Raw genomic sequence first — 26,204 nt, forward strand, 5'->3', positions numbered from 1 at the left:
TTAAATAAATCAACGTCATAATAAGAATATGGACTTAGAAAACCTCGTTAAAAAATTCGATTCGTATAAGTACCTTGAAGCGAGATATCACAAGAACGATTCCACATCTATTTTCCTAATGAACGGGCAACTACTGGGATTAACCAAGGAATCCTATTCGGGCTACTCTTTGAGAGCTTACGATAGAGGGATACTCTACTTTTCATCATCGTCGGATCCGGAAAGCCTTAAACTAAATGCTGTAGAAAGCAAAGGCTGGGAAGAATTTGGTAACGAGAAAGTCGATGCTGGGAAATATGAAGTTAAACAAGTAAAACCTTTTGACTCAACTCCTATTGATGAGAAGATAAAATATTTCAAGGATATTTACAATCGACTAAAGGCACTTGATATTAAATCAAAATTGGTAAATTTTAACATATGGTATTCAGAATCGACTGAAGAGAAGAGGATAATGTTTAGAGACGGTTCAGCAGTTGAAGGTTTAGTTCCGAGGATAGGAATTTATTATTCCCTCGTGTTACAATACCAAGATAGGACTGTAACAGTATTTTCTGATGAATTCGGAGCAAGCGGCGGACTTGAACTACTAGATAGCTGGAAGATTGGAGATAAACTTGAAGAGAAAATGAGGGAAGTTGACAAGGTCTTAACGAGAGGAAAACCAGTGAAAGATGGAAAAACTGACGTTATACTGAGTTCAATGTTAGCAGGAATCATGGCCCATGAATCCGTGGGTCATCCCTTTGAAGCTGATAGAGTTTTAGGAAGGGAAGGTGCTCAAGCTGGATTAAGTTACTTAAAGGACTTGAAAACTAAAAGGATAGGGAGCGAAGCAGTTAGCGTTATTGACGACCCTACAGTTCAGAACAGTAACGGCTTCTTTACAATAGACGATGAAGGAGTCAAGGCTAGGGCTAAGTACTTAATAAAGGATGGAGAAGTAAATGAACTATTGCAGGATAGGTTTTCCTCACCTAAGTTTAACGTTGAAAGTAACGGTTCAGCTAGGGCTATGAGCTATAATAGGGAACCGATAATAAGGATGTCCAATACCTTCTTTAAGCCTGGAAACATGAGTTTTGAAGAACTCATAGAGGATGTAAAGGATGGAGTTTATTTTAAGAGCTACATGGAGTGGAACATTGATGATATGAGGCTAGGAGAAAGGTATGTAGGGTTAGAGGCTTATGAAATAAAGAACGGTGAACTAGGAGATCCCCTCCTTTTCCCCGTACTTGAAGGTAAGACTACTGAATTCCTTCCTGCAGTTGATGCTGCAGATAAGGAGCTTAAATTTTATGCAGGGATATGCGGTAAAGGAGACCCAGATCAAGGAATCCCAGTGTGGTTAGGAGGACCAGATTTAAGATTGAGGAATGTGAGGGTTAAGGTGATGTAAATGGAATTAGAAGAATCAACTTTCAGAACCAGGATAGAGAGGAGTGTAATAAAATTCGTTTACGGTAAGGTATCAGCAGTACAGAGACTTACTGACGATGTTTCTTACACGCTTCTCAAGAAAGGGAAGAAGTACATTATAACCACCTCTAGAGGAGAGGAGAGCAAAGATAATCTAGAAAAACTTATAGCAGTAATGGACGAACCTATGATATCTCCAAAGATCTCTGACAATACTGGTGATTACAAGGTAGAAAAACTCGACGCAAAAATAGAGAAATTAAGAGAAGAGCCTAATGAGCTGATTTCGATAGTAACTGAAGCAAAGTACCCGATCTCAGGAATTATCAACATAACAAAGTCTACCGTAACTCTTACTACGTCTAACGGCTTTAAAGGGACTGACATCAGAAATTCCGTGGACGGTTATTTTAGGGCGTTCAACGGAGAATTTACAGGTCAGTGGGCATTTGCGTCCTCCAGATATTCAGAATCTGAAGTTAAGGAGAGCGTTGAAAACGCTTGTGAATTCGCTTCAATTACTAGGAAAGTTGATGTGGGAGACGGCGTTTATGACTTAGTCCTCTCTCCTTTAGTATTTGCAAATTTAATGAACAATTTAGCTCAGATGTCCTCAGGACTTTCAATAATGATGGGTGAATCAATGTTTTCCAAGTTTAAGCCAGGAGATAAAATTGCTAGTGAAAAATTCACTTTCTCTGACTCCCCTAGGGAGGATAGACCTAATTCAATTGACTTCGATATGGAGGCTACTTTCACTAGGAATAAAAAGATAATAAACAGCGGAGTATTTGAAACTCCACTGCTCAACAACGAGATAGCAGAGATCATGGGTACAAAGTCTACCGGTAATGCAGGCTGGATATCTCCTACACCTTGGACTTTAGAAGTTGATGGAGGCAAAGTGAGTAAGGACTCTCTCCTTTCAGGGAATGTGATATTCTTTAATAATAATTGGTATACTAGGTTCCAGAACTACGTTGAAGGAAACTTCTCTACAGTAGGTAGGGATGCAGTAGTAGTTTACAAGAACGGTAACATAGAAGGTGTTGCAGGAAGGTTAAGGATTGCAGACAGCTTACTGAACGTCATAAGGAACATAGAGGAGTTATCGAAGGATAGATACTCAGTAAAGTGGTGGGACTCTCCAATTCCAGTACTTTCTCCTTATGTACTAGTGAGCAAAGTGAAGGTGAGTAAGGCATGAGTTAACACACTACAGTTACCGGTTTCATGAAGAAAGCTATTACGAAAAGTGATGTAGTTTCAGTGTTTACGTTTCCCTTAGGTACTATTGTGCCGTTTACTACTAAGTAGCAAGTAAAATAACCTCCTATTGCAGACTGCAAATGCGAGGACACGTTGTAAATCTCTTTTATGCATTTAAAATACTCCATCGCAAAGGTCTTGTTAAAAGAGTATATGTACTTCCAAGCTATTACCGCTAAAGCAAGCTTATATGATGAATATTTACCGTCGAAAGCTTCATCTACAAAACCGTAGCCATTCCAGAAGTCCCTCATTGTCACTGAAAATACGTGCATTGCTTCGCTGTAGTTATAGTTCTCGAGGAGGTAAATTGAATATAAGAAGGAGATATCAGCGTATACATACCAGTTAAGGTAATTTCTAGAGGGGTTTGTAAAGTTAGTAATGTAAACGTTTTGCTTTACTTCCGTACAGCTCGGACACCTAAAACACCAGGAAAAATTGTGAATTCCTAGGAGGACTAAATAAGGGCTTAATGCGTACTTCCCTATCGATACTTTATAAGATAGATTGAGGTACTTTTCTGCAATTGATGCAAGAAGATTGTCGCTCTCTATGTAATAAACGTTACTGTAGGGAGTGTCTTTAAAGAGGCCTAAAGAGGAGTTATACGTCACCTTGTAGTAGTTTTTAGCTAAGCAGATGGATATAGGAGGATATAATTTGCAATTGCAAGAGAAAGAGACGTCTATTCTTACAATCTTTTCTCCTTGAGAGGATAAAATTATTAATAAAGAAATGATTACTATTCCTGTTATTGCGACAGCTATTATTTTCTTATTCATATCGGTAAAAGGTTAAAACTAAAATAAAAATTCTTTAGCATTTCCCTCAATTAAGGGTTTTCAATATCAAGCTCTAAGAGTAATGGGTAATGGTCTGATCCTTCCAATTTTAGAATTCTGCAATCCTTAATTTCGTTCTTCAGTTCTGGAGAAACTAGGCAGTAATCAATCCTCATAGCCTTCCATTTAAATCTATAACTCCTCCAAGTAAATTCGTTCTTATTAGGATTAATTAGTTTGTAAGCGTCTGTAAATCCTAGATCGCCAATCACGTGTTTAACTATTCCCTTTCCTGAGGAGTTAAAGCTGGCTCTTTTTCGTCCCAAAAAGATGAATCCCTCTTGCACCTCACTGCGTTAAAATCACCGCAAATTATTACAGGCTTTCTTTCCATCAACATCACCATGAAATCCTCTAGGTCTCATCGAACTTTATCTTTAAGTCCAACCTCTTTAACTCATCCCCAGCCCTTGGAAAGTAGGAGTTAATTAAGAAGAATTTCTCAAACTCAAGGGTTAAAACTCTCCCTTCCTCGTGGAACTCTTCAACGGTTAAACCTTTTATTACATTCATCTGCTTTAACGGATTATTGTCATAACTCCACCGTACCCTTTTTCTTTGTGGAGAAAGACTCCTATCGCAAAGTCGGAAAATAGCAAATCGAGAGGCTTGTCTGAAGTCCTTATTTCCTGCAACATAGCCACGTCGTATTTTAGTACTTCATCTAGGGAACCTTTCCTGGTTATTGCTTTTAAGTCGTTTACGTTCCAAGTTGCAATTTTCACGATTATAGATACGACGTAAGGATTTTAAATGATGGGTTAATACATGTTAGAGCAATAAACTACTAGCTTCTGTATTCTCCTCACTCTGGCTTTAAAACTAGAAGGTTTTATTCTCCAAATTTAACTCTCTATTATGGATTGCTGTTTTAACTACATAGGTTTTGTGAGGAGAGACGACAACTCTACATCGAGGAAATCAATAGTTAAGATTGAAATTAAAGAGACTTACGCCGAAGGTTTAAAAGACATAGAAGAATTCTCACACTTAATAATTATTTATCACCTCCACTTAGCTGACCCTAACAAGGATTTAAAGAGAATTAGAGGAGGAGTTGAGGTAGGAGTTTTCGCAACAAGGTCTCAGCATAGGCCTAACTCAATAGGGATTTCCGTAGTTGAGCTAATAAAAAGGGAAGGGAACGTCTTATACGTTAAGGGTATAAATGCATTTGACGGTACTCCAATACTTGATATAAAGCCTTATGACGAGTGGGACTCAGTTCCTAATCCTAAAGTACCAGAATGGCATAAACTGAACGAAACGATTTAGTGATCTATCATACCAAGATTCACGAAAATAGGAAAAGCTTTCTAGGAAGAAAACAATAATTGCATATTGGTAGTGAAGTAAGTTGTCAAACGAGAAACCGTTTATTAAAGATCCATTAGCCTTTACATCAGGAATCATAAAAACTAACTTAAGTGTAAAGGAACTAAAGGAATTAGCTGAAAAAGAAGCTGAAAAGGATGCATTAGAAAGGTACATGAGGAGACAAAATGCTGGAAAGAGATCTACTAGCTCGTGATTATACATCTGAAAAATCTAGACGTAACATCCAGCGGGAATTACTAATCTTTAACTTAAAGTAAACTAAATACATTTAAAAACAACTGCTACTATGTAGAGTAAAAAACTGGAATCTCCGTCAGCAGAATTTGCTTTAGTCACCATTTATAGTACTCCAGTAACTTCACCTTCTTCTATTAGCCACTTTTTGCTTAATGCATAGCACTTCTTATATTTCCTAGCCTCCTTAATCATACCTTCCTCACTGTCAAAACCGCCTATGAAATTACCGTCGCAAAATAAGGCATACTTTCCATCATTTACCGCGTCCCAAAACTCCTTACTCTTTATTACCATGAGCCTATCCAGATCTTTATTAACTAACCAAAGTTTTATAGCCTTGTTTATTGCTTCACTAACCGAGATACCTTCAATTGACGCCTTAGCCTTTAACATTTTGTAAAGCCTTTCATCCACGCCTTTTATAGTCACTTTCATTGAGTTAAACTAGTTAAAAATGTTTAATAACCTTATGGAGTACGTTAAATCTTTTAGTTCAATCTTGTAAACGAAAGTAAATAAAAATGACATCAGACGCATTCAGATTAGAAATAGAAAAAAGGATTTAATCATTGTTTTTATCAGCATTATGTTACACTTAGTCAGTATTATACGAAGTTAATTACTCCATGTTCATAGTCATCCTAATGAACAGCATTGCATAATATAAACTTGTATTGGGATATTATCCGTGCTCATAAAGCAGTAACTTTTTAACGCTAATGCATTCCCTTAAACCATGTTACCTATAAGCGAAATTTTCGTAAGCTTACAAGGAGAGGGGCCTTTCTCAGGTAAGAGGGCTGTCTTCATTAGGTTCTTCGGCTGTAATCTAAGGTGTTCATGGTGCGATACTAAGTACTCCTATTACGGTAAACCTAAGCTAGTTGACAGCCTTGATGTTATGGACGATTTCATAATCCTAACGGGAGGAGAACCTACTCTTTATCAAGATATACTGACGAATTTCCTAACAAAGGCAAAGGAGAAAGGTAGCGAAATCCTTGTAGAGACTAACGGCACTGTTCCTTTAAAAGACCACTTCGTGGAAAAGGTTGATTATTTCAGCATTTCTCCTAAGTTGTTAAACGCGGGAGTTAAGTATAGGCAGGAAGTAGTGAAAAGAAACGTTGATAAACTGAAGGAGAAGAGAAAATTATATTACTTAAAGTTCCCGGTAATGTGGAACGACGATGTAGAGGAAGTAAAGAAATTTGTAGATTACCTAAACGTGGAAAAGAAGAAAGTTTGGTTACAGCCAATAAATAACGAAAGGATAAGCTATTGGTGGGACGTAACGGTAAAAGAGGGATTCAATTTATCAATACAATTGCACAAGTTTGCAGGGAAAGAATGAGTATTGTATACAGCTTTATGCGTTAAAAGCTAGTTAGCCCCCATAATGAGTTAGAAAATTATTAAAGTTCTCTAGCTCAAATCGTTGACCTTATAACGTTAGTCCTCTAGGGGAGTGGGAAGATCTACTAAAGAAAATACAGTACTTACTCTTACGGATTATTTATGGCGAATCCATAAAATACTCCTAGATTTCATGTTAAGTATTTAATCTGCAATTGTGAGGAGCTCGTAGACGACTGGTTGAACTTTCACTCCTGTGAGGAGTTAAAGGAAATGTGCAATTTTAAGATAGAGGAAAACACCTTTTAGACGATAATGAGTTCATACGTTGTATAGCAAAGGGATGCGGTATGAAGCTGATTCATCAAGTCTTCATTACCTTAGCGTGAATTATTGCAGGAGTTCCAGACTCAACCTTCCCCTTACCCCTCCTCAATGCACCTTCAACCTCGTCCGGTCTTTCAACGTATTCGTAATAGCCCCCTATTACTTCCACAGTCTTAGGCAAATCTCCTATATCAATCTCAGCACCAGGGTAATCCTTTACGTCAGGATAAACTTCCCTAACAGCCTTTTCTACAGCATTCCAACTCTTATTGTCAAAAATCACTACTAGCGCGGGGTACTTCTTAGCTAAGTAGTAAAAAGCAGTAGGGACTCCGAATATGAAGGAACCGTCTCCAACTGTAGCTATAACGTTCTTTCCTGTAGCCATCTTATAGCCTAAAGAGGCGCCTAAGCCCCAACCCAAATGACCGAATGCAGGATCTCCGAAATATGAATTGAACTCCTTGAATTCACCGTATTTAGGATTTAAGTCGTACTCATTAAATACAGTCCATCCCAATTTTCCGACCTCAAAGGATAAATAATCAGGGTGAATTTCCCTCATATCCCTCAATTTCTCTATCCTTTTCACTTTCTCCTCTCTCTGTCTTTCAATCTCATCTAAAACGTTCTTCTCAGCCTTCCTCTCTATTTTAAGCTTTTCGAAAAATTCATCAACTGCAGACTGTACACAGAGGTCGCAGGGGAACTCGTAATAAGGAATGTAAGAGTACGAGGGCTCAACATCAACTTTTATAACCTTAGCATCTACCTCAGTATATCTAGGAATCCACGGGACTTCTACCTCAACCTCAATTATTAAATCTGCATCCTTGAGGTTAAAGTGGTCTATAGACATCTTACCGTAATAGTTCACCCTTTCTCCAACGTAATTAAGCACAGGGATTTCTGCAGAGTCCGCAAACCTCTTGAGGGAATTAAACCAGCTCTCTTTCCTCCCAGCCCTCCAAGTTAAGATGACGGGGTTTGATGACTTCATTATCATTTCCTTAGCTTTTTCTAAGAAACTGTCAGGAACGCCAGGGTAAAAAGGCTCCATCTTCTTTCCTTCATCTTTTACCTCAGCAATGCTTACTTCCCTAGGTATTGCCAAATACACGGGACCTTGAGGTTCACTTAACGCTATTTGAATTGCCCTGGAGATTGATGAGTAAACTTGTGAAGGATCCCTTATTTCGTACTTCCACTTAACGTACTTAACTAGTTCTTCCTGGTCTGCATCCTGAGTCCAATGAATCCTTAAAGTCCTGCTTGCAGGGCTTCCCTTGTCTGTATAAGGACTTTTTCCCGCAATTACTAAGAGCGGTATCCTAGAGGAGAATGCATCAGCGATAATCCCTAGAGAGTTTAATGTCCCAGGTACTGTATGGACCATTAAGACTCCTAGCTTTCCTGATAATGAATAACCTACTGCCGCACTCGCTGCAGTTATCTCATGGGGGACTACTACGAGTTCAGGGGTTCTTAGTTTGGATGCAGCCCTTATGAATGCGGAGTAATCTGTTCCGGAAACTATGAAAACCTTGTCAGTGTACTTCGAGATCACCTTAAGTATGAGTTCTGCTGTATCCATAAGCTCATTTATCATTTCATTTAAATAAATTAGCCTATCCTTGAGTCTGAATTGAAATTTATTGAATTTATATCTCCTTATCTACTATTTTAAGCTTATTAATTCAAGCTTTTAATAATGGGAAATATTATATCTTATTATGCTCAAGAAATCTGCCATTCATGCGCATATTACAAGAGCTGTAGAGTCGTTCAATTCTCATAAGTATGAGCAGGCATTGAAGGAAGTTGATAAAGCATTGGAAATTAACGGCGAAGATTACGATTTGCATATGTTGAAGTCTATGATACTCTTAAACCTTATGAAGTACGATGAGGCATTAAATGAAATTAATATAGCGATTTCTATTTACGATTCTCCTTTTGCTTACGGTACTAAATCTTTCATATTAACTGAAGGAAGCTCTTGCAATTTTAGATAAAATAAATGAAGAATACGAATGCTTGAATTTTCCAATATTTATTGATACTATATTGATAGGAGTTCCCTTCATAGGAAGAATGCTTACTCCTAGATTTTATTAAAATAGCTTTAATAGGATATATATTAATTCCAATAACCGGAAAGCCTAGAAGGTCTCTCATAATTTCAGGAGTAATAGTTGTAATAATAGGATTTCTAAGCTTTATGATGTTAAATATTCCTTTATTAATCATTTTTTCTACTTTCGGTCTTGGGATGAATTCTCTTTTACCAAAATATTATCTAGGATAATAAAACTTAGGGAAATAGGTCCCAGCATGAATTTAGACGCAGGTTTCATAATACCTAACGTTGCAGAAATAGTAACGCTGAATTCCTCAATAATAATGCTCATCTTTAGCATTGCTGGCATTTATACTCATAGAATTGAAAAGATCACAAAAATCTTCAGTTCAATAATTAGGAAAGTATGGAACATGAATAAGAAATTCTAATGTGGAATTAGCGTTTCTGTAGGTCTCTTGAATAAGGTAGCATTCAATTCTTTTGATTCTATTCAACACTAAACAAGGGTTGCTGAAGTTAAGATAAGAGTAGGAAATATTGTACTAAACGGACTAACAGAGAGTCCCATTTTAGGTAGAGAAATGACATTATTAGGCAGGGAGACGTTAAAAATCTAAAGGAAAGAAGATATGTATTGACGATCTGTAAAGATAAATTCTTTCGCTGTAATAAAATATGATTTTATAATGATCATGAAATTAGAACTCCTAACCGATTAATGATAAAATTTTTTAATTCTTGAGAAAATATGTCCTTGGCTCTCCTAACTGATAAGTGATGTAGGTTAGCGGGATTGAGATGTGAAGACATATAGTTTTTCTATTTCATAATACAGTAAGAGAAAAAGGGAGTTCTCAATAAAAAGTTATCGTAAAGAGTTCACATTTTCTATAAATAGTTTTTATTACGTCCTTCGTGGAAAGGAGTTTAAAAAGCTTACTATATTTTTAGTAATTTCTCATGCTTAACCTCTAGTAAATTAAAAGATAGGCGAGAAAAAATGATGGACATATATAAATTAAACCTTGGAATAAGGTTAGCAATAGCCTTACTTGGTTTAGCATTAGCAGCAATGGGAATGGCACACATATTCTTTGCAGGAAAAAGCACATCGCCAGATGGTGGTTAAAGTTTTTTAATATTATAAGGGATATCTTTTTAAGTTAATATTCGACTTTTTCTCGTGTTAGTTGAGAAAGAGAAGTTAATTCTCTCAGAGGTCTTATATTACTTACAGAGGTTTGGAGATTTAAATCCTAGGATTATTGGTGCAATATCAAGGATAAAAGACGCTGATAAATTTATCCAATGGTTAAGACAAAACTTCCAATACAACTTGTATCCTTTTTCTAGATGGCAGGCTTTAGGTTTAAAGAAGTATTATGTCACTATTTATTCTAATTATTCCAATATTTCCTTAGACGACTTCTATGATCTCTTTGATGGTACTCCAACCTTCATTCTTAGGGATGTTCTTAATCCTCTTGTAATTAATCTTTCCTTGTATTATAATTCATCAAAGTTTGATGAAGTCCTAGATTATTTACAAGGTGAGGGAATAATCTACCATTACGATATTCACGAGGTCAAGGAGGAGAAGTTCTACCCAATTGATTATTCAAACTTTGATTTCGAGAAGAGGGAATTTACTGGGATACTATCTTCACCTAGGGAACCATTTGAATTACCAGACCTAACTGAAGGATTTACACCAGATGATGTTGACGTTAAGATTATTGGTAAAAAACAAGAGATTGCATATTCTTCACTAAAAGAAGTGTCCACGATGTTAGGACTTTCATTTAAAGACGTTCTTTACCATACTCAAGCTCATGTGATAAGCAAAGGTCTAATAGTAGGATATGCAGCACGTTTATTCAAACCAGATTTTAGGCTTGAAGTAAGCTTTGGTGAGAAAGATACTTTGGAAGAACTGAGTAGGATACCAAGCATGCACCTTAGTTATAAGCTAGATGATGGGACTTATTATGTCCACATTGTGGATAACTCATCTAAGCTATTGGACTATCTGGATTTTATCTCTACGCTAAAGAGCAGGGACACGATAGAAGCGTATATTCATCCTGTCAATGATAAATTCATGTTGATTGCCTCAATTCCTTATGAACACTTCCAGAACGAGAGGTGGGACTTTAATAATCAAGTCATGATGCTAAGAGCGGAAAAATTTGCAAAAAAGTTGGAAGAAAATGATAACCACGATTAATCTAGCATTCTATTTTAAGTTCCTCTTTTACTTCCTCTAACACGTCCTTGTATTGCTCATAAATTTCACATAGATACTTCGAGTAATTTTTAACTACTTCTCCCTTATCAATTATTCCTAATTCTATCAAAGGCATTAGAGTAACATACCAGCTTAATGCTCTTACTGTCAAGTTCTTGTCCTCTAGCATTTCTAAAAAATAAGGTGAAAGATCTCTGCACTCCTTTACTGTCAGGAAATTTTCGTCTACAAGCTTTTTCACAAAGTTCCAAGCTCTGTACCTAGTTCCAGTGTCCTGAAATTTTAACATTTCTATGATAAAATCCTTCCCTAACTCCTTATAATGACTTTCAACGTAGTTCCAAGCTTCGTGCTTCATATCCTTATTATCGCTCTGTAAATATTCCTTTAACTTCTCCATAATTTTCTCTTTTCTTTAGGGTTTTTATACTTATACCTTAAAGGTTCAGTAACGCAGTACATGTAACAATACTGTATGCGATTCCTATCCACAAAGTTAGGCACATTACACTCTAGTTTGCCATTGGCTTTCAGGGTCTGACTAACTCTAGTGCTGTCATTTCCACATTGTTTATTATTCATGTCCTATATAATTTATGAAGAAAACGCTTGCCGACGCATATCTTGAAGAGGCGGATGAATTACTAAATAGGGGTGAAGTCGAAGAGGCTAGTGAGAAGTATTATAAAGCAGCTGAAGAGGCAATAAAAGTACTCTCTTTTAAGAGTTCAATAAAAGTAACACAAAATGGTCATGGAGTTCTGAGTCAAAGCAGTAGATGAGTTAGAAAAGATATATCCTAACATAAGTATTTTATGGATATCTGAATGGACACTATACGTAGAGGGATTTCATGAATGTAGATTAGCTAAGAAGGATGTAATTAAACTAAGAAGTAATGTAGAAAAATTAATTGCTATTTTATAACCACACGTTTTTCTTACAAACTGCTTTAATGTATTTAGGGAGACTACCATAACTCCTTCACTCATTAACTTTATTCTCCATGCCAACAATTTTTGACTCATGACAATTCTAGACCAGATTATAAGCACTGCATCAGGCTTAAGCTCGGTAGTTTCCACAGTTGCACTTATCTGGACCATCTATTATTACAGGAAACAGACGGAACTGCTGAAGACCCAAATTGACGAAATGAAAAAAGAATCCTCAGTGCAGGAGTGCCTACAGCTTAGGGACTCAACAATAAGGCTTCACGAAGTCCTTTCACCTTTAATGGTTGATGAAATAGAGGAAATTGAAAACTTTAGGGAAGAGTTGAACAAGGTATGTTCTTCTCCTTCAGTTTCCTGCATTTCGTTTATTCATAACCTCTTTTCTCAACCAGAAGGCATAGGGGAAATTAAGGAAAAGATTTCGAGGCTTTTAAGAGACCTTAACAGTCTTAGGGTTGACGACGAGAGGTTTAAGAGCTATGAATCATTCCTAGAGGATGTTTATACTTCAATCTGTAATTCCTCCTCTGAATGCGAACTTATAGATGAAATTGAAAAGATGAGGGAAGAGTACAGTGAAACTATAAAGTTGACTGACGTTCCTTTAATAAATGATATTAAAGGCAATTTGATAAGGGAAACTGAATTGCAAAAGGAGGTTATAAACTTAGCCGTTGAAGACCTCTTTGACGTAATTGATAAATTTTCCTTCATAATTGACGGAAAATGTGGTAACAAGACATGTAAGGACGTATTTCCGGCAAAGGATGTAATTGAAGGGAAAATTAATCCTTTGAAGGAAATGGTTGAAAACCCAAAGGATTTCTGTAGGAAATATAACCTGGAGCTAGGTTGTGAGGAATATAAACCTCTTCTAGCTAGGATAAGGGAAATTATAGAGGATGAGGAGAAGTCTAAGATATTTTATTCCCTCCTTTACCTTAACTGGATATCTTCCCAGTTTAGGACAATGATAAATACTATCCAATTACCTTCTGAAATTGATATTAAAGTTAGGATGAAGGCTGAGCTCGAGAGGATAACTTGCATTTCTAGAAAATCTTAAAACCTTTAACTTAAAGGAGTAGTCGAATGATGAGCACCCAACCTACAGAACAATGAAGAAAGCTAGATTGTCTGATATAATAAATATACAAAAATATTTTCAGAGATTTTCTAACATGTGTAAAAGAACGATTCAGGTCTACATTGCAATTTTGTTCATGAATTATCCCACTGACTAAGCATATTTGACGAATATAGTAAAGTAGAATTCTCAAAGGAAATCTGCTCGTGTAAAAAACTTGAGAGTGCTTTAACCCATTAATATTATCATCAGTATTCCTAGAACACAGAACATGCCAGTAAAATTTTTATAGATTATTTCCCAAATTAATTAAGGTATTTGATTATGAGTTCCAATAATATTAAAGTCGTTTCAATGACTAGAAAAATCCAAGTTTTGGATAGGTTTCAAGGATATTGTCCGATTTGTGGTAGGCAAACTTCACAGATATTAGCATATGTCTATAGAAAAGAAAAGATGCCTATTCCCCTTATATTTGTAACTATAAGACGTTATTTACCAGATTTTTATGGTGTAATTTGTGAAAATTGTCACACATTACTAAAAGCTAATAGATATTCAAAAGATATTGCAAAGAAATACGGAAGGGGCAGATTTACTTCCAAACACAAGAATGCCATAGAACAACAAACAAGAAAAATGGAAATAAAAATGATTAAAAATAATAATAGCTAATGGATCTTCTATTATTGATAATATAAATCGTCAGAACATGCATTAGTGTTCAGTACTTTTTAAGAAATACAAATTTATACAAATTAGTTAGATTTTTATTAAAAATTACACATAATTTCTTTTATTTAGGAAAAACTGAAGGAATTGAAAGAATCAACAAAGCAATCAGCCTATTATTAATCCCAACGCACTAATAGCTATTGCTATCCCTCCGAGCATGAAGTCTATTAAGTAAACTCTCTTAGTTTTAGCAATCTTTAGCAGGAAACCTATTACTACTAGTCCAGTAAGTAGTGCAGTAATTACCGCAATTGCAAGCCCTCCGATCCCAATTAACGATACTGCATAACTAACGTGGTGCCTGGTAAACAATAAAGTAGTTCCTACAGCTCCAATTGCTGCAGGTATGTAAGCTAAATAGGAATAATGGAATGTATCTTCAGGATTTATTCCTAGGACTAACATTGTTGACACCGTCATCCCTGACCTACTTACGCCGGGTAAGGCGGCAATTCCTTGGGCTATGCCTATTAAAATCATTTCTTTCATGGATAGGTTTCTGAACTCTCTCGTCTTTATTCTAGAATACCTAATGTAAATTCCGTCTGCTATTAAAGCCAGCCCGAGGAATATCATAGGTATTGAAGGATTGTACGCATTTTGTAGCAATTTGTCAGAAATTACGTAGAGCGGAACTCCTACAATCCCAGTTATGACAGTTACTATCACGAGGAACTTTAGTAGGAACCTATCGTGAAATACCCTCTTAACATCTTGTCTGAAATAGATTAATGCCGAGCCTATAGAACCCATCTCCATGAATAGGCCGAAAGTGTATGCAATACTTACGTCTAAGTTAAGTAAGTAATGGGATGCAAGCAGTACTTGAGTTTTACTGCTTATAGGTAGCCATTCAGCAATTCCTTGAACTATGCCTATAAGTATTGACGCAAGAATGTTCATTTTACCACCTTATGAATAAAATGACTTCAAGACCAAGCGCAGTTATTAATTCATTGTGGAAGAAGAGGGAAAAGAGTGGCGAAATCGCGAAATACTTTGGGAGCCTTTTTCCTAACAGCAAGAGGAGGAGAAGTGCTAATAAAAGAGGTGATAAAAATTCTTCTTTTTTAATAATGCTTAACGCAAAGAGGCTTAGGAGTGTTGAAATTATGAAGGAATTCATATTCATAGGCTTTCTTCCTAAATAATAAAAATAACCTATATAGTCTATATATTCAATTATTGGATATATAAAATATAGATTTAATCTTGGCTGTACAAATCTTTGTTTTTATTTGAGAATTCACCAATATCTGAAATAATCTATAGAATGCTTATGGCGAAAAAGCATAAATAGACAAAAGGAGAAGAATACCTTGTGCATTCACCAGCTTTAACGGCGCTTATAATCCTAATAGGCGTGGTTGTTTCAACTCTTGCAGTAGTTTACATAGCTTACACTCTCGTATCCAACTTTTTAACTCAACAATCTTACGTTAAAGTTTATAGTTTATGCGTATTTGAAAACGGTACTGTAAAAGTATACTTATTTTCCCCGCAGAGGTTACAGATTAATTGCGTTAAAATTAACGGTGAGGTATTCCACTCCCAGCTTGCAGTCAATCCCGGGACTAATACATATTATATTAATACTGGAGAGGAGTTACCTCAATCTAAGGTTACAGTGAAAATATTCTTTAGCAATGGAGAAGAAGTTACATATAATACATCTGTAGTTGAATAATTTCTTTGTATTAATAAGATTATGATTTCGCAATTTACTCAGTTTCTAACTCATCTTCTTTATCCATATTTTTGCTGAATGCCTTAAACCTATTTTAGTAGGCAAGTCTGTAGGTAAAGCATATTTACCTCTACCCACTTTTATTACAAATCCGTACTTAACTAGTGTGCTTAATAATTCATTAAGCCTAGAACTTTCCACGTTTTCCTTGAATAGCGAGTTAACTACGTCCCTTATCTCGCTTAAATTTCCTTTATTTCCTAGTCTGGACAAAGCTAAAATTATCTCAGCGTACCTTGTAGGTGAGTTTGAAGTCTTCAGGAAAGTGGTGAAATCCTTTGATACTTCCTTTGCGGCCTCTTTTAATATAACCTTTATATCAACTGGATGAGAGTGCTTAACTGCGTAAGAATAACTCCTTCCGAATAAAGCAAGCCATCCGGGTATCCCATCAAAATGTTTTACGGCATCTTCTATAACCTTATCATCAACTTTAATACCTTCCTCTTTAAATCCTTCGGATAAAAACTCCTTTGAAGTTTCCTCGTTAAACCTCTCTAACTTTATTCTAAAGAATTTCCTGCCGAAAAACGGCTTTTCCTCCTCAACCTGGTTTAAGATCTCCTCTGCAACGCCTACGAAACTCCCGGAAACTACTACTACAGTGTTTTCACACCATTCATAAATATCGTGCAGGAAGGAACCCAAATCAAAGTCCTTTACCTTTTTGATATTCTGCACTTCATCAATGAAAACTACCAAGTACTTCTTATTATCTTTTGAAACTGAGTCTAAAGCCCTAATAACTTCGTTTACGTCCTGAGTGTTAAATTCCCTCAATTTTATTCCAATTTTTACCCAGTTTAATTCTAAGATATCGCTAGGGTCTATCCCTAACCTATTTGCTATGATTTTTGATACCTTCCCTGCAAAGGTGTACTTTTTAATAGTTTCAACAGCTCCTTCAATGAAAATCCTTGAAAAAACGTCCATAGGATATGACTTTTTGTTCCCTATTTTTCCTAAGTTAATTGGTAAGGAAATGTGATCAGGAAGTTCGTTAAGGGTAACCTTAACGAGGCTTGTTTTGCCAATCCTTCTTATCCCTAACACAGCAGCAAAATCCTTGTGTAGAATGACGTCTTTGAGTTCTTCAATTTCTTTATTCCTATCAAAGAAGTCTTCCCTCCTAGATTTAGGTCTAGTATCAAAGAGAATTTCCGCCACCGGAATAATTCCGGAGCCGGAATTTTTAAATTTTTCAAGGCACTAACATTTTCTTAAACCTCTGTGCGTCGTCAAAGGAGTATACGTTATTAAATAGGACGTAAACTGTTATATCACGAATTACGACGTCCTTTAGTTTACGCAAGTCTTCATCACTGTATTTATAAGAATAATTTACTTCCCCTCTCCCTATCCCGTGGAGCCTATAATACTTTGTTGGAGTAAGTGAGTCATGCCTAAAAGGGTCTACTACATGAATTACTTTTGCTTTATCTATTACTTCTCTCAGCAGGTTTAAATTATCATACCAAGAACCCCTGGGTTCCCAAGCGTAAATGAAACCTTTATCTAGGGTAGAAAAATAGTTTATTACCCTTTCAGCGTTATCCTTGGAAGGTTTAAACGAAGCAGGGGACTGGAAAACTACTATACTAGCGTCCAATTTCCTTGCCTCCTCAAGGGTTATTTCGGTAGCCTCCTCAACTACCTTAGTGTCTTTAAATGAACCGAAGTTGTCCCTTTCCCCTTGGAATTTCTTCATCCTCTTATAAGTTGAGGCGTTATACTCGTGTGTTATTACTTGCAAAGCCTTTAACGTCAACTCCACCTTATTCTCCTCTGCTAACTCCCTCCAATTGTTTAAAGAAGTCTCACTTACTACGTCATAAAACGTCTGCTGTACTTCGAGGACGTCGAAATACTTAAAATACTTCGAAGTAAAACCGCAAGTTCCTACTTTTATCATAAGATTTTGCTTAGAAAGAAAATTTTTAACGCTTCCCGCAAAGGGGGATGTCCTTAACGTAATATACTTTATTACCTTCAAGGCGGAATTCCTTTACCTCAACTTCCAGTCCCTTGTTAAGTGATACGTAAAAAGTTTCGGCGAACCTATTGTCAGTTTCTTCATTTGGAGAAAAACATATTGCGTCGTCCCTCATTACCAAGACTAAGAGCTTAGCCTTCATCCCTTTCTCGACCACTTTCATTAACTCTTCGAGGTGCCTCCTACCCCTCTCAGTCGGTGCGTCGGGAAAGAGGGCAACTCCATTCTTTACCAGTGTGCAACCTTTAACCTCAACGTAAGTGTCACACAAGAGGAAATCTATCCTGCTGTTCCCCAATTTTACCTCAGGTTTCGCTCCAGGGAGGAAAACTTTTGCAATTGCGTTGTGTATGCTCGAGTCAGTTATGACCCACCTCCCGTCCCATGCTGCAGTTACTTGGCAATTAGTTTTCCTACCTTCCTTTTCCCTTATTAGTATTTTATTCCCGGGGTAAATTAATTCCTTCAGCCTGCCCGGGTCGTGTAAGTGGCAAATTCTCCCGCTCTTGGTTTTTACTATAAACCTGTTTAGTCTTTCCTCTACGAAGTCCTCGTGAAGTTTTTCCTTGAATTCGTAAACTAGCATAAGGAGTTGAGGAGAGTATGAAAATAAAAATACTTTTATACCTTCATAACTTCTTCACTGAGTATCTTAACATCTGAATTCTTACCTTGTCTATTCCTTCATGGATTTCCGAGAAGTTCATAAAGGAAAGCCTTGCCCTTATGGCAGGAAGATTATATATGGAAATAAACCTATGCAAATTATATCTTTGCCTAAATTCCCGCATAACAGGTGGATGTGGGCTAACTCAAGGAGCTTGAGTAACTATCCCTAACGCTCTAGATCCTTCATAATGTTGGGCATAGAATCGGTTACACAAATTTTTCACGGTTCACTTACCTCGATCCCAGTATACTTTTTGATCAGCTCTCTCTTCCCTAATATATCCTTGTCGAAAGTCAAGAACTTTGATACACCTATCAACACTGCCGAAGCTATTTGTAACACGTCGAGTGTCTTTAACTGTAACTCCGGAGATAGATATTCACTCTTCCTAAACAACTTATTCCAATCCACCTCCACTACCTCTACGTTAGAGAACTTTAGAGAGTAAAGGGTAGAGGCCTTTGCCTTGACCTCGTCCTTAAGCTTCCTAGAGTAAAAGGAGTTGAGCTCTACAACAGTTATTTCACCCGTGACCAAGCCTTCAACTCCTTTGATCTTTATAGCCCTTACGTAGTTAGCGTCTTGCTCTACCAGTGAAAGTATGACGTTAGTGTCTATATATTCAGCCATACCTTTCTTCCCTTAGGTCTGAAGTATCAAGTCCCTTATACGGGAACCCCTCCTTAAGCCATTTATTTACCAGCATTAAAACTTCCTCTTGCTCTTTTACCCTTTTCTCCACTACAGCTTTACCATATTCTATCAACATATTAACAGCTTCATTTTTAGATCTAGCAATGCCTAACTCTATCATCTTGTCTATTAGCCTGGCTATCTCCTCGTTCAGCTTAATTGTAATAGTTACCATAATAATATATAGGTATATCCATATAATAACTCTTTTACCGCCTCTTATATCTCAACTGCTTAATTATGTTCCTCTTAGTATTTCATTCACCAATTTCGGATTAACTCTAACGATTTTTAACGGTGCAAAATCAGTTCATTGTCCTTTACATAGGCTATTAATACATCATTCTCCTTTACGTTAAGTATCTCCATATGTAATATTTAAGTTTTCACTTAAATATTCTCTCTTAAAGTGTTAATTCATATCTTAACATGTGATGAGAAGCTATCGTCTGAACTGTGAGGAGCGGTGTAGGGACTGATAGATTGGGGTTTGGACTTCATAGGATTTCATAATATTTCATATCAATCCTCAGCCCTTGGGCTTCACCAAAGTCACGGGGCATTGCCCCCTTCACTCCTCTCCGCCCCTTTAGCGGGATAACCCCAACCCACACCTGCGGAATATCACGGATGTGGGGGAACCCGCACATCTTGAGGTAGATGTTCAGGGACGCATTCAACTGTCTATCTAGCGTGAACCCACACCTTTCACACCTAAAAGTCCTGCCGACCTTTCGGGAAACCCATCCACATCTGGGACAGGACTTAGATGTGAGGTATGGGTTCACTTCTTTAACAAATGAACCGTAAAAAGGAGCCTTGTATTTAAGCACATTGTGTAAAGTCCTCCACACAGTCCTCGATATCTTCTTTGAGAGGGAGTCAGTAGCATCCTCAAACATTGATTGTTTATTTAACTTCTCTATAGCGAAAAGAGTCAGAGGATACATTTCCAAGAGTTTGTTTACGAACTTGTTGGCGTAGTCTAGAACTCTGTTCCTTTCACGGTGAGAGTACTTCTTCAGCAACTCCTTACCTTTTCTGCCATGTTTTGAAGCAAAAGACTGAACTTTTGCCCTCTTCAACTCCATTCCATACTTTATACTATACAACTCCTTTATAGAGAATGTTATGAACTTCTCTTTATCATAAGTGTCTAATGTGTAAAGGTTGCTATCAATTGCTAGGAAGTTGAGCGGAGTACTCCAAGGTAATTTATAACGGAACGGTAGGTAAACTCTGTCCTCCTTAATTATAGGCTCACCGAGTTCGAGTCTCTTAACTCTTTTAGAGAACCATGCGTGTGACCATGAAAATGTAATGTACTCGTAAGGTTTAACAGTTACCCTAACTGACTCGCCCTCCACCTTTCTCAGCGTCGATTTTACCCTAACATAAACCTTCTTTAACGTGGGTTTCCTAAGTGATGCTTGCCCCTTCTCAGCCCTCCTCTCCCAACTCTTCAGGATTGAGTAAGCATCGTTTATTGCCTTATCAACGTAATGCGAAGCTAGGACGTTAATCCTCTCTAGTTCATCCCTTAACCCCTTGTATACCTCCTTCTTCTTAGGTAAGGTTATTTTCACCTTTGTAAGTACTTTCTTACCCTTCTTAACTTCCTTCCTCTCTACCTTAGTCCTCTCCCACAACCAGTCTAATATCTTTTGTAGTAGGACTTTGTAGTTCTCTAATAATGTCCTGCTCTCCTCCTTCTTATCGTTCTTTATGGAGTACGTTAGGTAAATATACTCCTCTTCTGGTTGGAATGATTTAAGCCTTAAGTTCCTCGACACACTTCTTCACCTTTTCATACTTATGGCTCCTCGTACCGTACAACTTCCCGCTAAAGGAGACTAGGATTGAGACCAGGTCCTCTATCAACTCTTGTTCTGGTGTTTTGTCCTCATTGTTTAACACTACTATTTCGCAGTTATGTGCATCGCACACTTCTTCAAGGATTTCAAAACCGAACCTAACTAGTCTGTCTGGGTATGCAATGACTACCTTTGCCACTTCATTGTTCAGTACCATCCTCAATAACTTGAGGAATCCCTTCCTCTTCATATTTAGTCCAGATTCTATGTCCGTTATTACCTGGTCGTAGTCCTTAACGTTCTCCTCTAGGTATTTTACTTGGTTTATTAAGTCGTCTCTTTGTGTGTTTGATGATACTCTAGCATAAAGGATCACTTTCCTCTTTTTAACAATCCCCATTAATTTCTCTACATCTTCTTCTCTGAACCTCCATTTTCCGCTCTGTAGTATTACTGGCTTAATATAACCCTTCTTAACGTATTCTCTAAGAGTTGCATAGGATATCCCTAGACGTTGGCAGACTTCTTTGGGTCTTAGCATTGTATAAGAGTTTGTGATGAAATAATATAAATTTTATGGTATATCAGAAACTGTTGACAACGGCTTTTTTGCCTTAAACCGTTAAGTCCTCAATAAATACCACATTGCTAAACTCTTCTTTATCTATTACGTTAAGCAGTTCCTTTTCTTTCTTGAATAAGGCTTTAACGCCTAGACGATGTGCAATAACATGGCAGTCTCGCAAAGCTAGTACTTTCCTTTAATTTCTCCAGCCTCTATTGCAATTTCCTCGTTTACCTCTGTAACTTTTAATTTTGTCACCAACCATGCAATAAACCTTCTAGTTAGCTTGTCCGAATTATATGGCTTAGTAGCTTACATATACAGTTTCGCTTAAAGTTATTGGAGTAATATAAAGGTTATTGTCACTTTCCAATAGCGTTTTAACCTTATCGTAGTTTTTACAAAAGGTTGAAAGCCTCGCCTTTTAAGGCGGGGATGATGATTTAAATATTTCTTTTTTCAGGTATTTTCTTATGGCTAGGAGGGTGAGAAATCCAATCAGAGCTACAGTTTCGATGAAGATTGGCTCATCTGACTCCCTCCTAGCCTTCGTCAACAGATATGTGAAGGCTCTGCGTTATTCGTTGTTCTGGCTAAAAGAGAACGTTAAGAACCCAGGAGAGAAAGGAGTACTTTCAAAAGTCCACGAAGGACTTTATGAGAAGCTAAAAACGGAGTTCCAACTACCTTCAAAGGTAGCCCAAGACTGCTATAGGGAAGCACTCTCAATATATAAAGGATGGTATAATAACCCTAACAGGGGACGCTTTCCAAGAGTATATAAACCAACTGTATGGCTAACGCCTAAGCTGAGCTATAGCCTAGACCTAGAGAGGATGGTTGTGATAATAATAAATATCGGCGAACTACCTATTCTTGGTTATCCCAGAAACCTCAGAGACTACATTACTTGGAACATGAAGGAAGCGAGACTAACAATTAGAGGTGGCAAGGCTTTCTTAAAGGTAGTTTTTGAGAAGGCGGGAGAGAAGGTAGAACCTAATGGGTCGGTAGCAGTAGATATCAACATGAACGAGATCGTAGTGGGTAATGACGATACCAACTATATTAGGATCCCTACACGCCTCCAAGAGGCTCATCATTGGAAGTCTCTAGCTGAACATCTTCAGAAAAAGTACCATAAGAGGTGGAGAAACAATAAGAAGATACTCTACAGGATCCATTCGTTCCACGCAAAGGCTAAACGCATTATGGAGGATTATGCCAGAAAAGTAGGTAAATGGGTTGTTGAGGTAGCGAAGTTACTGGGTGCTAACGTCGTAAAGTTAGAGGACTTGACTAACATGATAAAGAACGTAGACAGGCTGCCTCCAGAGTTTAGGGATAAATTATACTTGATGCAGTATCGTAGGGTTCAATATTGGATTGAATGGCAGGCTAAGAAGAACGGTTTATCAGTCAAGTATGTTAACCCTAGGTACTCTTCAGTTAAATGTCCTAAGTGTGGTAAAAAGATGAAAGAGGTCGGACACAGGTGGTTTAAGTGTCCTCATTGCGGTTATGAGAACGACCGTGACGTAATTGCAATTATGAACCTCAATGGGAGGGGGTCTCTGACCCTCTCGACTGTCCCTCAGGTGAGAGATGTAAGAGCGAATCGATGAGGGGAACCCTCGCCCTTAAGGGCGGGGAGGAAAGTCAGTTGACTCGTTAATGTAGTATTTACCCGTGGCGTAACTTATCCTTACTTTTAGCCACTTTTAATTCCGCCACGGGCACACCTCATCATACACAGTCACCCTTAAATCATTGGAGCTAGTTGAGGGAAACACTAATACCCTCCCATCCGGTTTTCACTCCCACCCTCGTGAGCAGTGCCCGTCATCAGTTGGGGGGTCATTAATAGAAAATATACTGTAATTCTATATAAATATAACATAATCAAAAACGATATTTAGAAGTAATTAAAAATGACGATTAGTTAGTAAAAGAGTTGCAGTCTATCAAAACTCCAGTATCAGCTGAGAATTTCCCTTTCCTTTCTTTCTTCCACGTCCTTTTCTTCTCTTAGAATTTCATCTACTAGTTTAGGGTCCACCCTGACAATTTCAGGCTTTAACGGACGCAATGCTGTTCCACTAAGTATAAGGTATTAAGCACACATTAAAATCCCTTTACCTCTATTTTATAACCTCTTACGCGTATAGAATATAGTGAGGCTCTGGTCAATTCACCCGAAGTACCTTGACGCTCACGGTCTTTTAGGACTATGGAGGGAAGGTTTACTCGCACAGAAAGTACTTTTAGGGAAGACGAGAGGTTATAGAAACCACCCACAGCTGGTAAGGTTTAAGATGACACAAAACCCAGTCCTCTACCTAGGGACTTACCTTTACTACGTTTACATGGAAGGAGAAAGGAGGGGGTATTCATTTAATAAGGAAAAAATTGTAGCATGCGATTTAACTCTAAAAATGCCTGTAACTGAAGGGCAGGTAAACTTCGAATTTAACCACCTGCTTGAAAAACTAAAGGCCAGAAGTCCGGAAAAATACCAAGAGCTTAAAGAAGTGAAGGTAGTTGAAGTTAACCCAATTTTCTACGTAGTCAAAGGAGATGTGGAAGAAGAAAAGTGGTCTGCAATGCAAAAGGCTATGAAGACGTTTAATACTTGAAAAGAGGAAATATCATATGAAGGTCTTCAAACATTTCAAAATTTCAGACTTAGCCTTAGGCACATGGAAGATGGGAGGAGAATTTTGGACTCCTAACCATGAGAACGACGAAAACGACATAAAGGCAATAAAAAGGGCAGTTGAATTAGGGATTACTACAATAGATACTGCAGAAATGTACGGGGGAGGTAACGCTGAGGAACTAGTCGGAAAGGCAATAAAGGACTTCAAGAGGGACGACCTCTTTATCATAACCAAGGTATGGCCAACTCACGCTAAGTACGAAGACGTGCTAAAGTCTGCTAAGGCTAGCAGATCAAGGCTAGGAACTTTCATTGACCTCTATTTGCTTCACTGGCCTTCTCCTACACCGATATGCGAAACAATGAAGGCGTTTGAAGAACTGGTGGAAGAAGGCATTGTGAGGTTCATAGGCTTAAGTAATTTTAAGCCTGAAGAGATAGAAAGGGCTAATGAATGCCTCAAGAAGAACGAAATCACTGCTGTAGAAAACCATTACAGCCTTTTAGATAGGAGTGATGAGGACACTCTGGATTATGCGAGAAAGAACGGGATAGCTTACTTCTCTTATACTCCTCTCGAGAAAGGAAGGGTGGCAAAATTGAAGATACTTGAGGAAATTGCTAAAAAATACGGTAAGACTCCGATTCAAGTCGCGTTAAATTGGTACATATCCATTGACGTTATGGTGCCAATAGTTAAGGCTAGCAATTTAAAGCACTTAGAGGAGAACGCAGGAGCAATGGGGTGGAAGTTAAGTAAGGAAGACTTTGAGGCAATAGCTAAAAGCGTAAAATAACTACCTCCAAGTTTTTATTAAACTTGTTAAAAACTGTAAATAAACGAGATTAAAAATGGATAGCACAAAAAGTCGACAACAAACAACTCTTTTTACAACTCTCCTTCTTAGTATGTCATCTCTCTCCGAAACGATATTTGTAAGTCTCAGTCTTACTCCTCAAATTATCAACAAGCATTCTAGTCTCAAACTTCACGTCCTTCCCTTGCATTTCTTCCTCAGCCTTTCTCAAGTACTCTTTAGCCTTTAAGTAAAGGTCTTTATTATCGTAAGCTACAGCGTTCTGCAAATACATCATACCAATCATAGCTAAACGTCTAATACGCTCATCACCTTTGGTAAATTTTAGTCCAGCTTCGAAACTCTTAATGTACTTTTCGTCAATTGGCTGTCCACTATCTGGTAAAATTGTAATTGTTGTTCTTCTCATAAAGGGGCTTATAATGCCACGACTTTGGAGGTACCTCCTAAAGTAAGTTACTGAGGTTATAATTACTATTACTGAAATTATTGTACTAAGAGTATTTGCTAGTGTTGCGTTATGTAATAAATAGTAAGGGATTGAGAATGATACTATAACTGCCACTGCTGTAGGCAAACCCATAAATAATAATGCTAACTCAAGCCACTTTAGAAAAGATATCTTCTTTTCTTCCATTGTTCATTCCCTTTAACTATTTATAATCATACGTCAAATCTAAAAAATCTATTAACAACATATGCCTTCTTCACTCTTTTGTTGTAAAGGGTAAGGCTGATATAACCTCTCAGGGATTAATATTTCTCTATTTTCTATTCTTCTACTCCTAGTTCCGCATCCAGTTACACCTTCTTTTATTAAAACTCTATGCTTATCCCCTTCCTTTCCTAAATACTTGACCTTAAACCTCCTCAATACACTTTCTGAACCATAATTTATCCTATACGTTATTTCATGTTCTCCAAAAGGATCTCCTTCTATTAACTGACTCCAAGATATTATCTTTGATGGTTTATCCTCATATTCTATTAGGGTAACTCCTTGTCTAAAAATTTGTTTATCGCTTTTCTTCTCCTCATAATGTAACAATTTAATGTTTTTAGGTTTTAAATTCTGAGTCATACCAGAATTGAGAACTTAAAAAAAAGTTTAACTATAATCAGAATGCCTCATATATTCGTCATTTTTGTTCTAGCATAACTAGTAAAGCCGTTTGAAACTCGAATATAATTCTACATGCTAGTAATAGCCTCAGATAATGGATGTAACACTAAATCAAGCCTAAGAACCTTTTCAAAATACTAAAAGTCTTTAAAGTTATGGGTTTCTAGTATATTTCAAGAAGCCTTTAGATTCTGATTTAAAATAGGACAAAAATACTCA

At 37.2% G+C, this 26,204-nt stretch carries 33 protein-coding genes and 1 pseudogene; 17 read left to right on the forward strand and 17 right to left on the reverse strand.

What is annotated here, in order from left to right:
• Positions 1–28 precede the first annotated feature (28 nt).
• Both HS5_RS02865 and HS5_RS02870 read left to right on the forward strand, forming a co-directional pair.
• Positions 29–1,402 carry a TldD/PmbA family protein gene (locus tag HS5_RS02865; RefSeq protein WP_236752588.1) on the forward strand — a complete coding sequence of 458 codons (1,374 nt, stop codon included), beginning with the start codon at positions 29–31 and terminating at the stop codon, positions 1,400–1,402.
• A complete protein-coding gene (locus tag HS5_RS02870; RefSeq protein ID WP_236752589.1) occupies positions 1,403–2,629 on the forward strand; it encodes a metallopeptidase TldD-related protein in 1,227 nt (408 codons plus the stop codon).
• 1 nt (position 2,630) lies between these two features.
• Here the strand turns inward: HS5_RS02870 and HS5_RS02875 are convergent, their stop codons facing one another.
• The 4 genes from HS5_RS02875 to HS5_RS02890 form a co-directional block, all read right to left on the reverse strand.
• Complete coding sequence (locus HS5_RS02875) at positions 2,631–3,476, reverse strand: hypothetical protein (RefSeq protein ID WP_236752590.1); 846 nt, start codon at positions 3,474–3,476, stop codon at positions 2,631–2,633.
• A gap of 50 nt (positions 3,477–3,526) precedes the next feature.
• On the reverse strand, positions 3,527–3,748 hold the full coding sequence (locus tag HS5_RS02880; protein ID WP_236752591.1) for a hypothetical protein: 222 nt from the start codon (positions 3,746–3,748) through the stop codon (positions 3,527–3,529).
• Between the two features lie 142 nt (positions 3,749–3,890).
• Positions 3,891–4,049 carry a hypothetical protein gene (locus tag HS5_RS02885; protein WP_236752592.1) on the reverse strand — a complete coding sequence of 53 codons (159 nt, stop codon included), beginning with the start codon at positions 4,047–4,049 and terminating at the stop codon, positions 3,891–3,893.
• Between the two features lie 5 nt (positions 4,050–4,054).
• On the reverse strand, positions 4,055–4,261 hold the full coding sequence (locus HS5_RS02890; protein WP_236752593.1) for a hypothetical protein: 207 nt from the start codon (positions 4,259–4,261) through the stop codon (positions 4,055–4,057).
• Positions 4,262–4,394: 133 nt separating this feature from the next.
• On the opposite strand from HS5_RS02890, the gene tsaA reads away from it, so the two are divergent.
• Both tsaA and HS5_RS02900 read left to right on the forward strand, forming a co-directional pair.
• Positions 4,395–4,811: a tRNA (N6-threonylcarbamoyladenosine(37)-N6)-methyltransferase TrmO gene (gene tsaA, locus HS5_RS02895; RefSeq protein ID WP_236752594.1), complete on the forward strand. Its 417-nt coding sequence runs from the start codon at positions 4,395–4,397 to the stop codon at positions 4,809–4,811.
• Positions 4,812–4,893: 82 nt separating this feature from the next.
• Positions 4,894–5,067, forward strand: coding sequence for a hypothetical protein (locus tag HS5_RS02900; protein ID WP_236752596.1), 174 nt, complete (start codon positions 4,894–4,896; stop codon positions 5,065–5,067).
• Between the two features lie 146 nt (positions 5,068–5,213).
• Here HS5_RS02900 and HS5_RS02905 read toward each other — a convergent pair whose 3' ends face one another.
• On the reverse strand, positions 5,214–5,546 hold the full coding sequence (locus HS5_RS02905; RefSeq protein WP_236752598.1) for a hypothetical protein: 333 nt from the start codon (positions 5,544–5,546) through the stop codon (positions 5,214–5,216).
• Between the two features lie 301 nt (positions 5,547–5,847).
• Here HS5_RS02905 and HS5_RS02910 point away from each other — a divergent pair, with 301 nt between their 5' ends.
• Positions 5,848–6,465, forward strand: coding sequence for a 7-carboxy-7-deazaguanine synthase QueE (locus HS5_RS02910; protein ID WP_236752599.1), 618 nt, complete (start codon positions 5,848–5,850; stop codon positions 6,463–6,465).
• Between the two features lie 366 nt (positions 6,466–6,831).
• Here the strand turns inward: HS5_RS02910 and HS5_RS02915 are convergent, their stop codons facing one another.
• A complete protein-coding gene (locus tag HS5_RS02915; protein ID WP_236752601.1) occupies positions 6,832–8,388 on the reverse strand; it encodes a thiamine pyrophosphate-requiring protein in 1,557 nt (518 codons plus the stop codon).
• A 139-nt stretch (positions 8,389–8,527) separates the two neighbouring features.
• Between HS5_RS02915 and HS5_RS02920 the strand changes: the two genes are divergently transcribed.
• The 4 genes from HS5_RS02920 (at position 8,528) to HS5_RS02930 (ending at position 11,104) form a co-directional block, all read left to right on the forward strand.
• Entirely contained in the window at positions 8,528–8,809 is a 282-nt protein-coding gene (locus tag HS5_RS02920; RefSeq protein ID WP_236752602.1) for a hypothetical protein, read from the forward strand.
• Between the two features lie 319 nt (positions 8,810–9,128).
• A complete protein-coding gene (locus tag HS5_RS02925; protein ID WP_236752603.1) occupies positions 9,129–9,305 on the forward strand; it encodes a hypothetical protein in 177 nt (58 codons plus the stop codon).
• 572 nt (positions 9,306–9,877) lie between these two features.
• Positions 9,878–10,006, forward strand: coding sequence for a hypothetical protein (locus tag HS5_RS14465; protein ID WP_256445562.1), 129 nt, complete (start codon positions 9,878–9,880; stop codon positions 10,004–10,006).
• 54 nt (positions 10,007–10,060) lie between these two features.
• On the forward strand, positions 10,061–11,104 hold the full coding sequence (locus tag HS5_RS02930; RefSeq protein WP_236752604.1) for an AsnC family protein: 1,044 nt from the start codon (positions 10,061–10,063) through the stop codon (positions 11,102–11,104).
• Position 11,105: 1 nt separating this feature from the next.
• Here HS5_RS02930 and HS5_RS02935 read toward each other — a convergent pair whose 3' ends face one another.
• Entirely contained in the window at positions 11,106–11,525 is a 420-nt protein-coding gene (locus HS5_RS02935; protein WP_236752605.1) for a hypothetical protein, read from the reverse strand.
• A 196-nt stretch (positions 11,526–11,721) separates the two neighbouring features.
• Here HS5_RS02935 and HS5_RS02940 point away from each other — a divergent pair.
• The 3 genes and pseudogenes from HS5_RS02940 to HS5_RS02950 all read left to right on the forward strand — a co-directional run bounded on the left by HS5_RS02940 (position 11,722) and on the right by HS5_RS02950 (position 13,843).
• Positions 11,722–12,052, forward strand: a pseudogene (locus tag HS5_RS02940) (PaREP1 family protein).
• Between the two features lie 99 nt (positions 12,053–12,151).
• Positions 12,152–13,147: a hypothetical protein gene (locus HS5_RS02945; RefSeq protein WP_236752606.1), complete on the forward strand. Its 996-nt coding sequence runs from the start codon at positions 12,152–12,154 to the stop codon at positions 13,145–13,147.
• Between the two features lie 345 nt (positions 13,148–13,492).
• A complete protein-coding gene (locus HS5_RS02950; RefSeq protein ID WP_236752608.1) occupies positions 13,493–13,843 on the forward strand; it encodes a hypothetical protein in 351 nt (116 codons plus the stop codon).
• 165 nt (positions 13,844–14,008) lie between these two features.
• Here HS5_RS02950 and HS5_RS02955 read toward each other — a convergent pair whose 3' ends face one another.
• Entirely contained in the window at positions 14,009–14,806 is a 798-nt protein-coding gene (locus HS5_RS02955) for an undecaprenyl-diphosphate phosphatase (RefSeq protein WP_236752609.1), read from the reverse strand.
• Positions 14,807–14,826: 20 nt separating this feature from the next.
• Here HS5_RS02955 and HS5_RS02960 point away from each other — a divergent pair, with 20 nt between their 5' ends.
• Both HS5_RS02960 and HS5_RS02965 read left to right on the forward strand, forming a co-directional pair.
• Positions 14,827–15,054: a hypothetical protein gene (locus tag HS5_RS02960; RefSeq protein WP_236752611.1), complete on the forward strand. Its 228-nt coding sequence runs from the start codon at positions 14,827–14,829 to the stop codon at positions 15,052–15,054.
• Between the two features lie 170 nt (positions 15,055–15,224).
• Positions 15,225–15,590 (forward strand): hypothetical protein, encoded by a 366-nt coding sequence (locus tag HS5_RS02965; protein WP_236752612.1) that lies wholly within the window; start codon positions 15,225–15,227, stop codon positions 15,588–15,590.
• Positions 15,591–15,635: 45 nt separating this feature from the next.
• Here the strand turns inward: HS5_RS02965 and HS5_RS02970 are convergent, their stop codons facing one another.
• The 7 genes from HS5_RS02970 to HS5_RS03000 all read right to left on the reverse strand — a co-directional run bounded on the left by HS5_RS02970 (position 15,636) and on the right by HS5_RS03000 (position 21,361).
• Positions 15,636–16,817, reverse strand: a complete 1,182-nt coding sequence (locus tag HS5_RS02970; protein ID WP_236752613.1) for an ATP-binding protein — start codon at positions 16,815–16,817, stop codon at positions 15,636–15,638.
• Between the two features lie 34 nt (positions 16,818–16,851).
• Positions 16,852–17,562 (reverse strand): DUF72 domain-containing protein, encoded by a 711-nt coding sequence (locus HS5_RS02975; protein ID WP_236752614.1) that lies wholly within the window; start codon positions 17,560–17,562, stop codon positions 16,852–16,854.
• A 25-nt stretch (positions 17,563–17,587) separates the two neighbouring features.
• Positions 17,588–18,229 (reverse strand): DNA/RNA nuclease SfsA, encoded by a 642-nt coding sequence (sfsA, locus tag HS5_RS02980; protein WP_236752615.1) that lies wholly within the window; start codon positions 18,227–18,229, stop codon positions 17,588–17,590.
• 303 nt (positions 18,230–18,532) lie between these two features.
• Complete coding sequence (locus HS5_RS02985; RefSeq protein WP_236752616.1) at positions 18,533–18,943, reverse strand: PIN domain-containing protein; 411 nt, start codon at positions 18,941–18,943, stop codon at positions 18,533–18,535.
• Positions 18,936–19,184, reverse strand: a complete 249-nt coding sequence (locus HS5_RS02990; RefSeq protein ID WP_346729556.1) for a VapB-type antitoxin — start codon at positions 19,182–19,184, stop codon at positions 18,936–18,938. The genes HS5_RS02985 and HS5_RS02990 overlap by 8 nt, the downstream gene beginning before the upstream one ends.
• Positions 19,185–19,503: 319 nt before the next feature.
• Positions 19,504–20,799, reverse strand: coding sequence for a transposase (locus tag HS5_RS02995; RefSeq protein WP_236752618.1), 1,296 nt, complete (start codon positions 20,797–20,799; stop codon positions 19,504–19,506).
• Complete coding sequence (locus tag HS5_RS03000; protein WP_236752619.1) at positions 20,777–21,361, reverse strand: IS607 family transposase; 585 nt, start codon at positions 21,359–21,361, stop codon at positions 20,777–20,779. Before HS5_RS03000 ends, HS5_RS02995 begins: the two co-directional genes overlap by 23 nt.
• A 497-nt stretch (positions 21,362–21,858) precedes the next feature.
• Between HS5_RS03000 and HS5_RS03005 the strand changes: the two genes are divergently transcribed.
• The 3 genes from HS5_RS03005 to HS5_RS03015 all read left to right on the forward strand — a co-directional run bounded on the left by HS5_RS03005 (position 21,859) and on the right by HS5_RS03015 (position 24,841).
• Positions 21,859–23,010 (forward strand): RNA-guided endonuclease TnpB family protein, encoded by a 1,152-nt coding sequence (locus HS5_RS03005; protein WP_236752621.1) that lies wholly within the window; start codon positions 21,859–21,861, stop codon positions 23,008–23,010.
• Between the two features lie 549 nt (positions 23,011–23,559).
• Complete coding sequence (locus HS5_RS03010) at positions 23,560–24,021, forward strand: pyrimidine dimer DNA glycosylase/endonuclease V (RefSeq protein ID WP_236752623.1); 462 nt, start codon at positions 23,560–23,562, stop codon at positions 24,019–24,021.
• A 16-nt stretch (positions 24,022–24,037) separates the two neighbouring features.
• Positions 24,038–24,841 carry an aldo/keto reductase gene (locus tag HS5_RS03015; RefSeq protein ID WP_236752624.1) on the forward strand — a complete coding sequence of 268 codons (804 nt, stop codon included), beginning with the start codon at positions 24,038–24,040 and terminating at the stop codon, positions 24,839–24,841.
• 115 nt (positions 24,842–24,956) lie between these two features.
• On the opposite strand, the gene HS5_RS03020 is transcribed toward HS5_RS03015, so the two are convergent.
• Together HS5_RS03020 and HS5_RS03025 are read right to left on the reverse strand one after the other, a co-directional pair.
• Positions 24,957–25,499: a hypothetical protein gene (locus HS5_RS03020; RefSeq protein ID WP_236752625.1), complete on the reverse strand. Its 543-nt coding sequence runs from the start codon at positions 25,497–25,499 to the stop codon at positions 24,957–24,959.
• Between the two features lie 51 nt (positions 25,500–25,550).
• Positions 25,551–25,943 carry a hypothetical protein gene (locus HS5_RS03025; protein WP_236752626.1) on the reverse strand — a complete coding sequence of 131 codons (393 nt, stop codon included), beginning with the start codon at positions 25,941–25,943 and terminating at the stop codon, positions 25,551–25,553.
• Positions 25,944–26,204 lie beyond the last annotated feature (261 nt).

The sequence above is a fragment of the Acidianus sp. HS-5 genome (genome assembly GCF_021655615.1).
GTDB lineage: Archaea > Thermoproteota > Thermoprotei_A > Sulfolobales > Sulfolobaceae > Acidianus.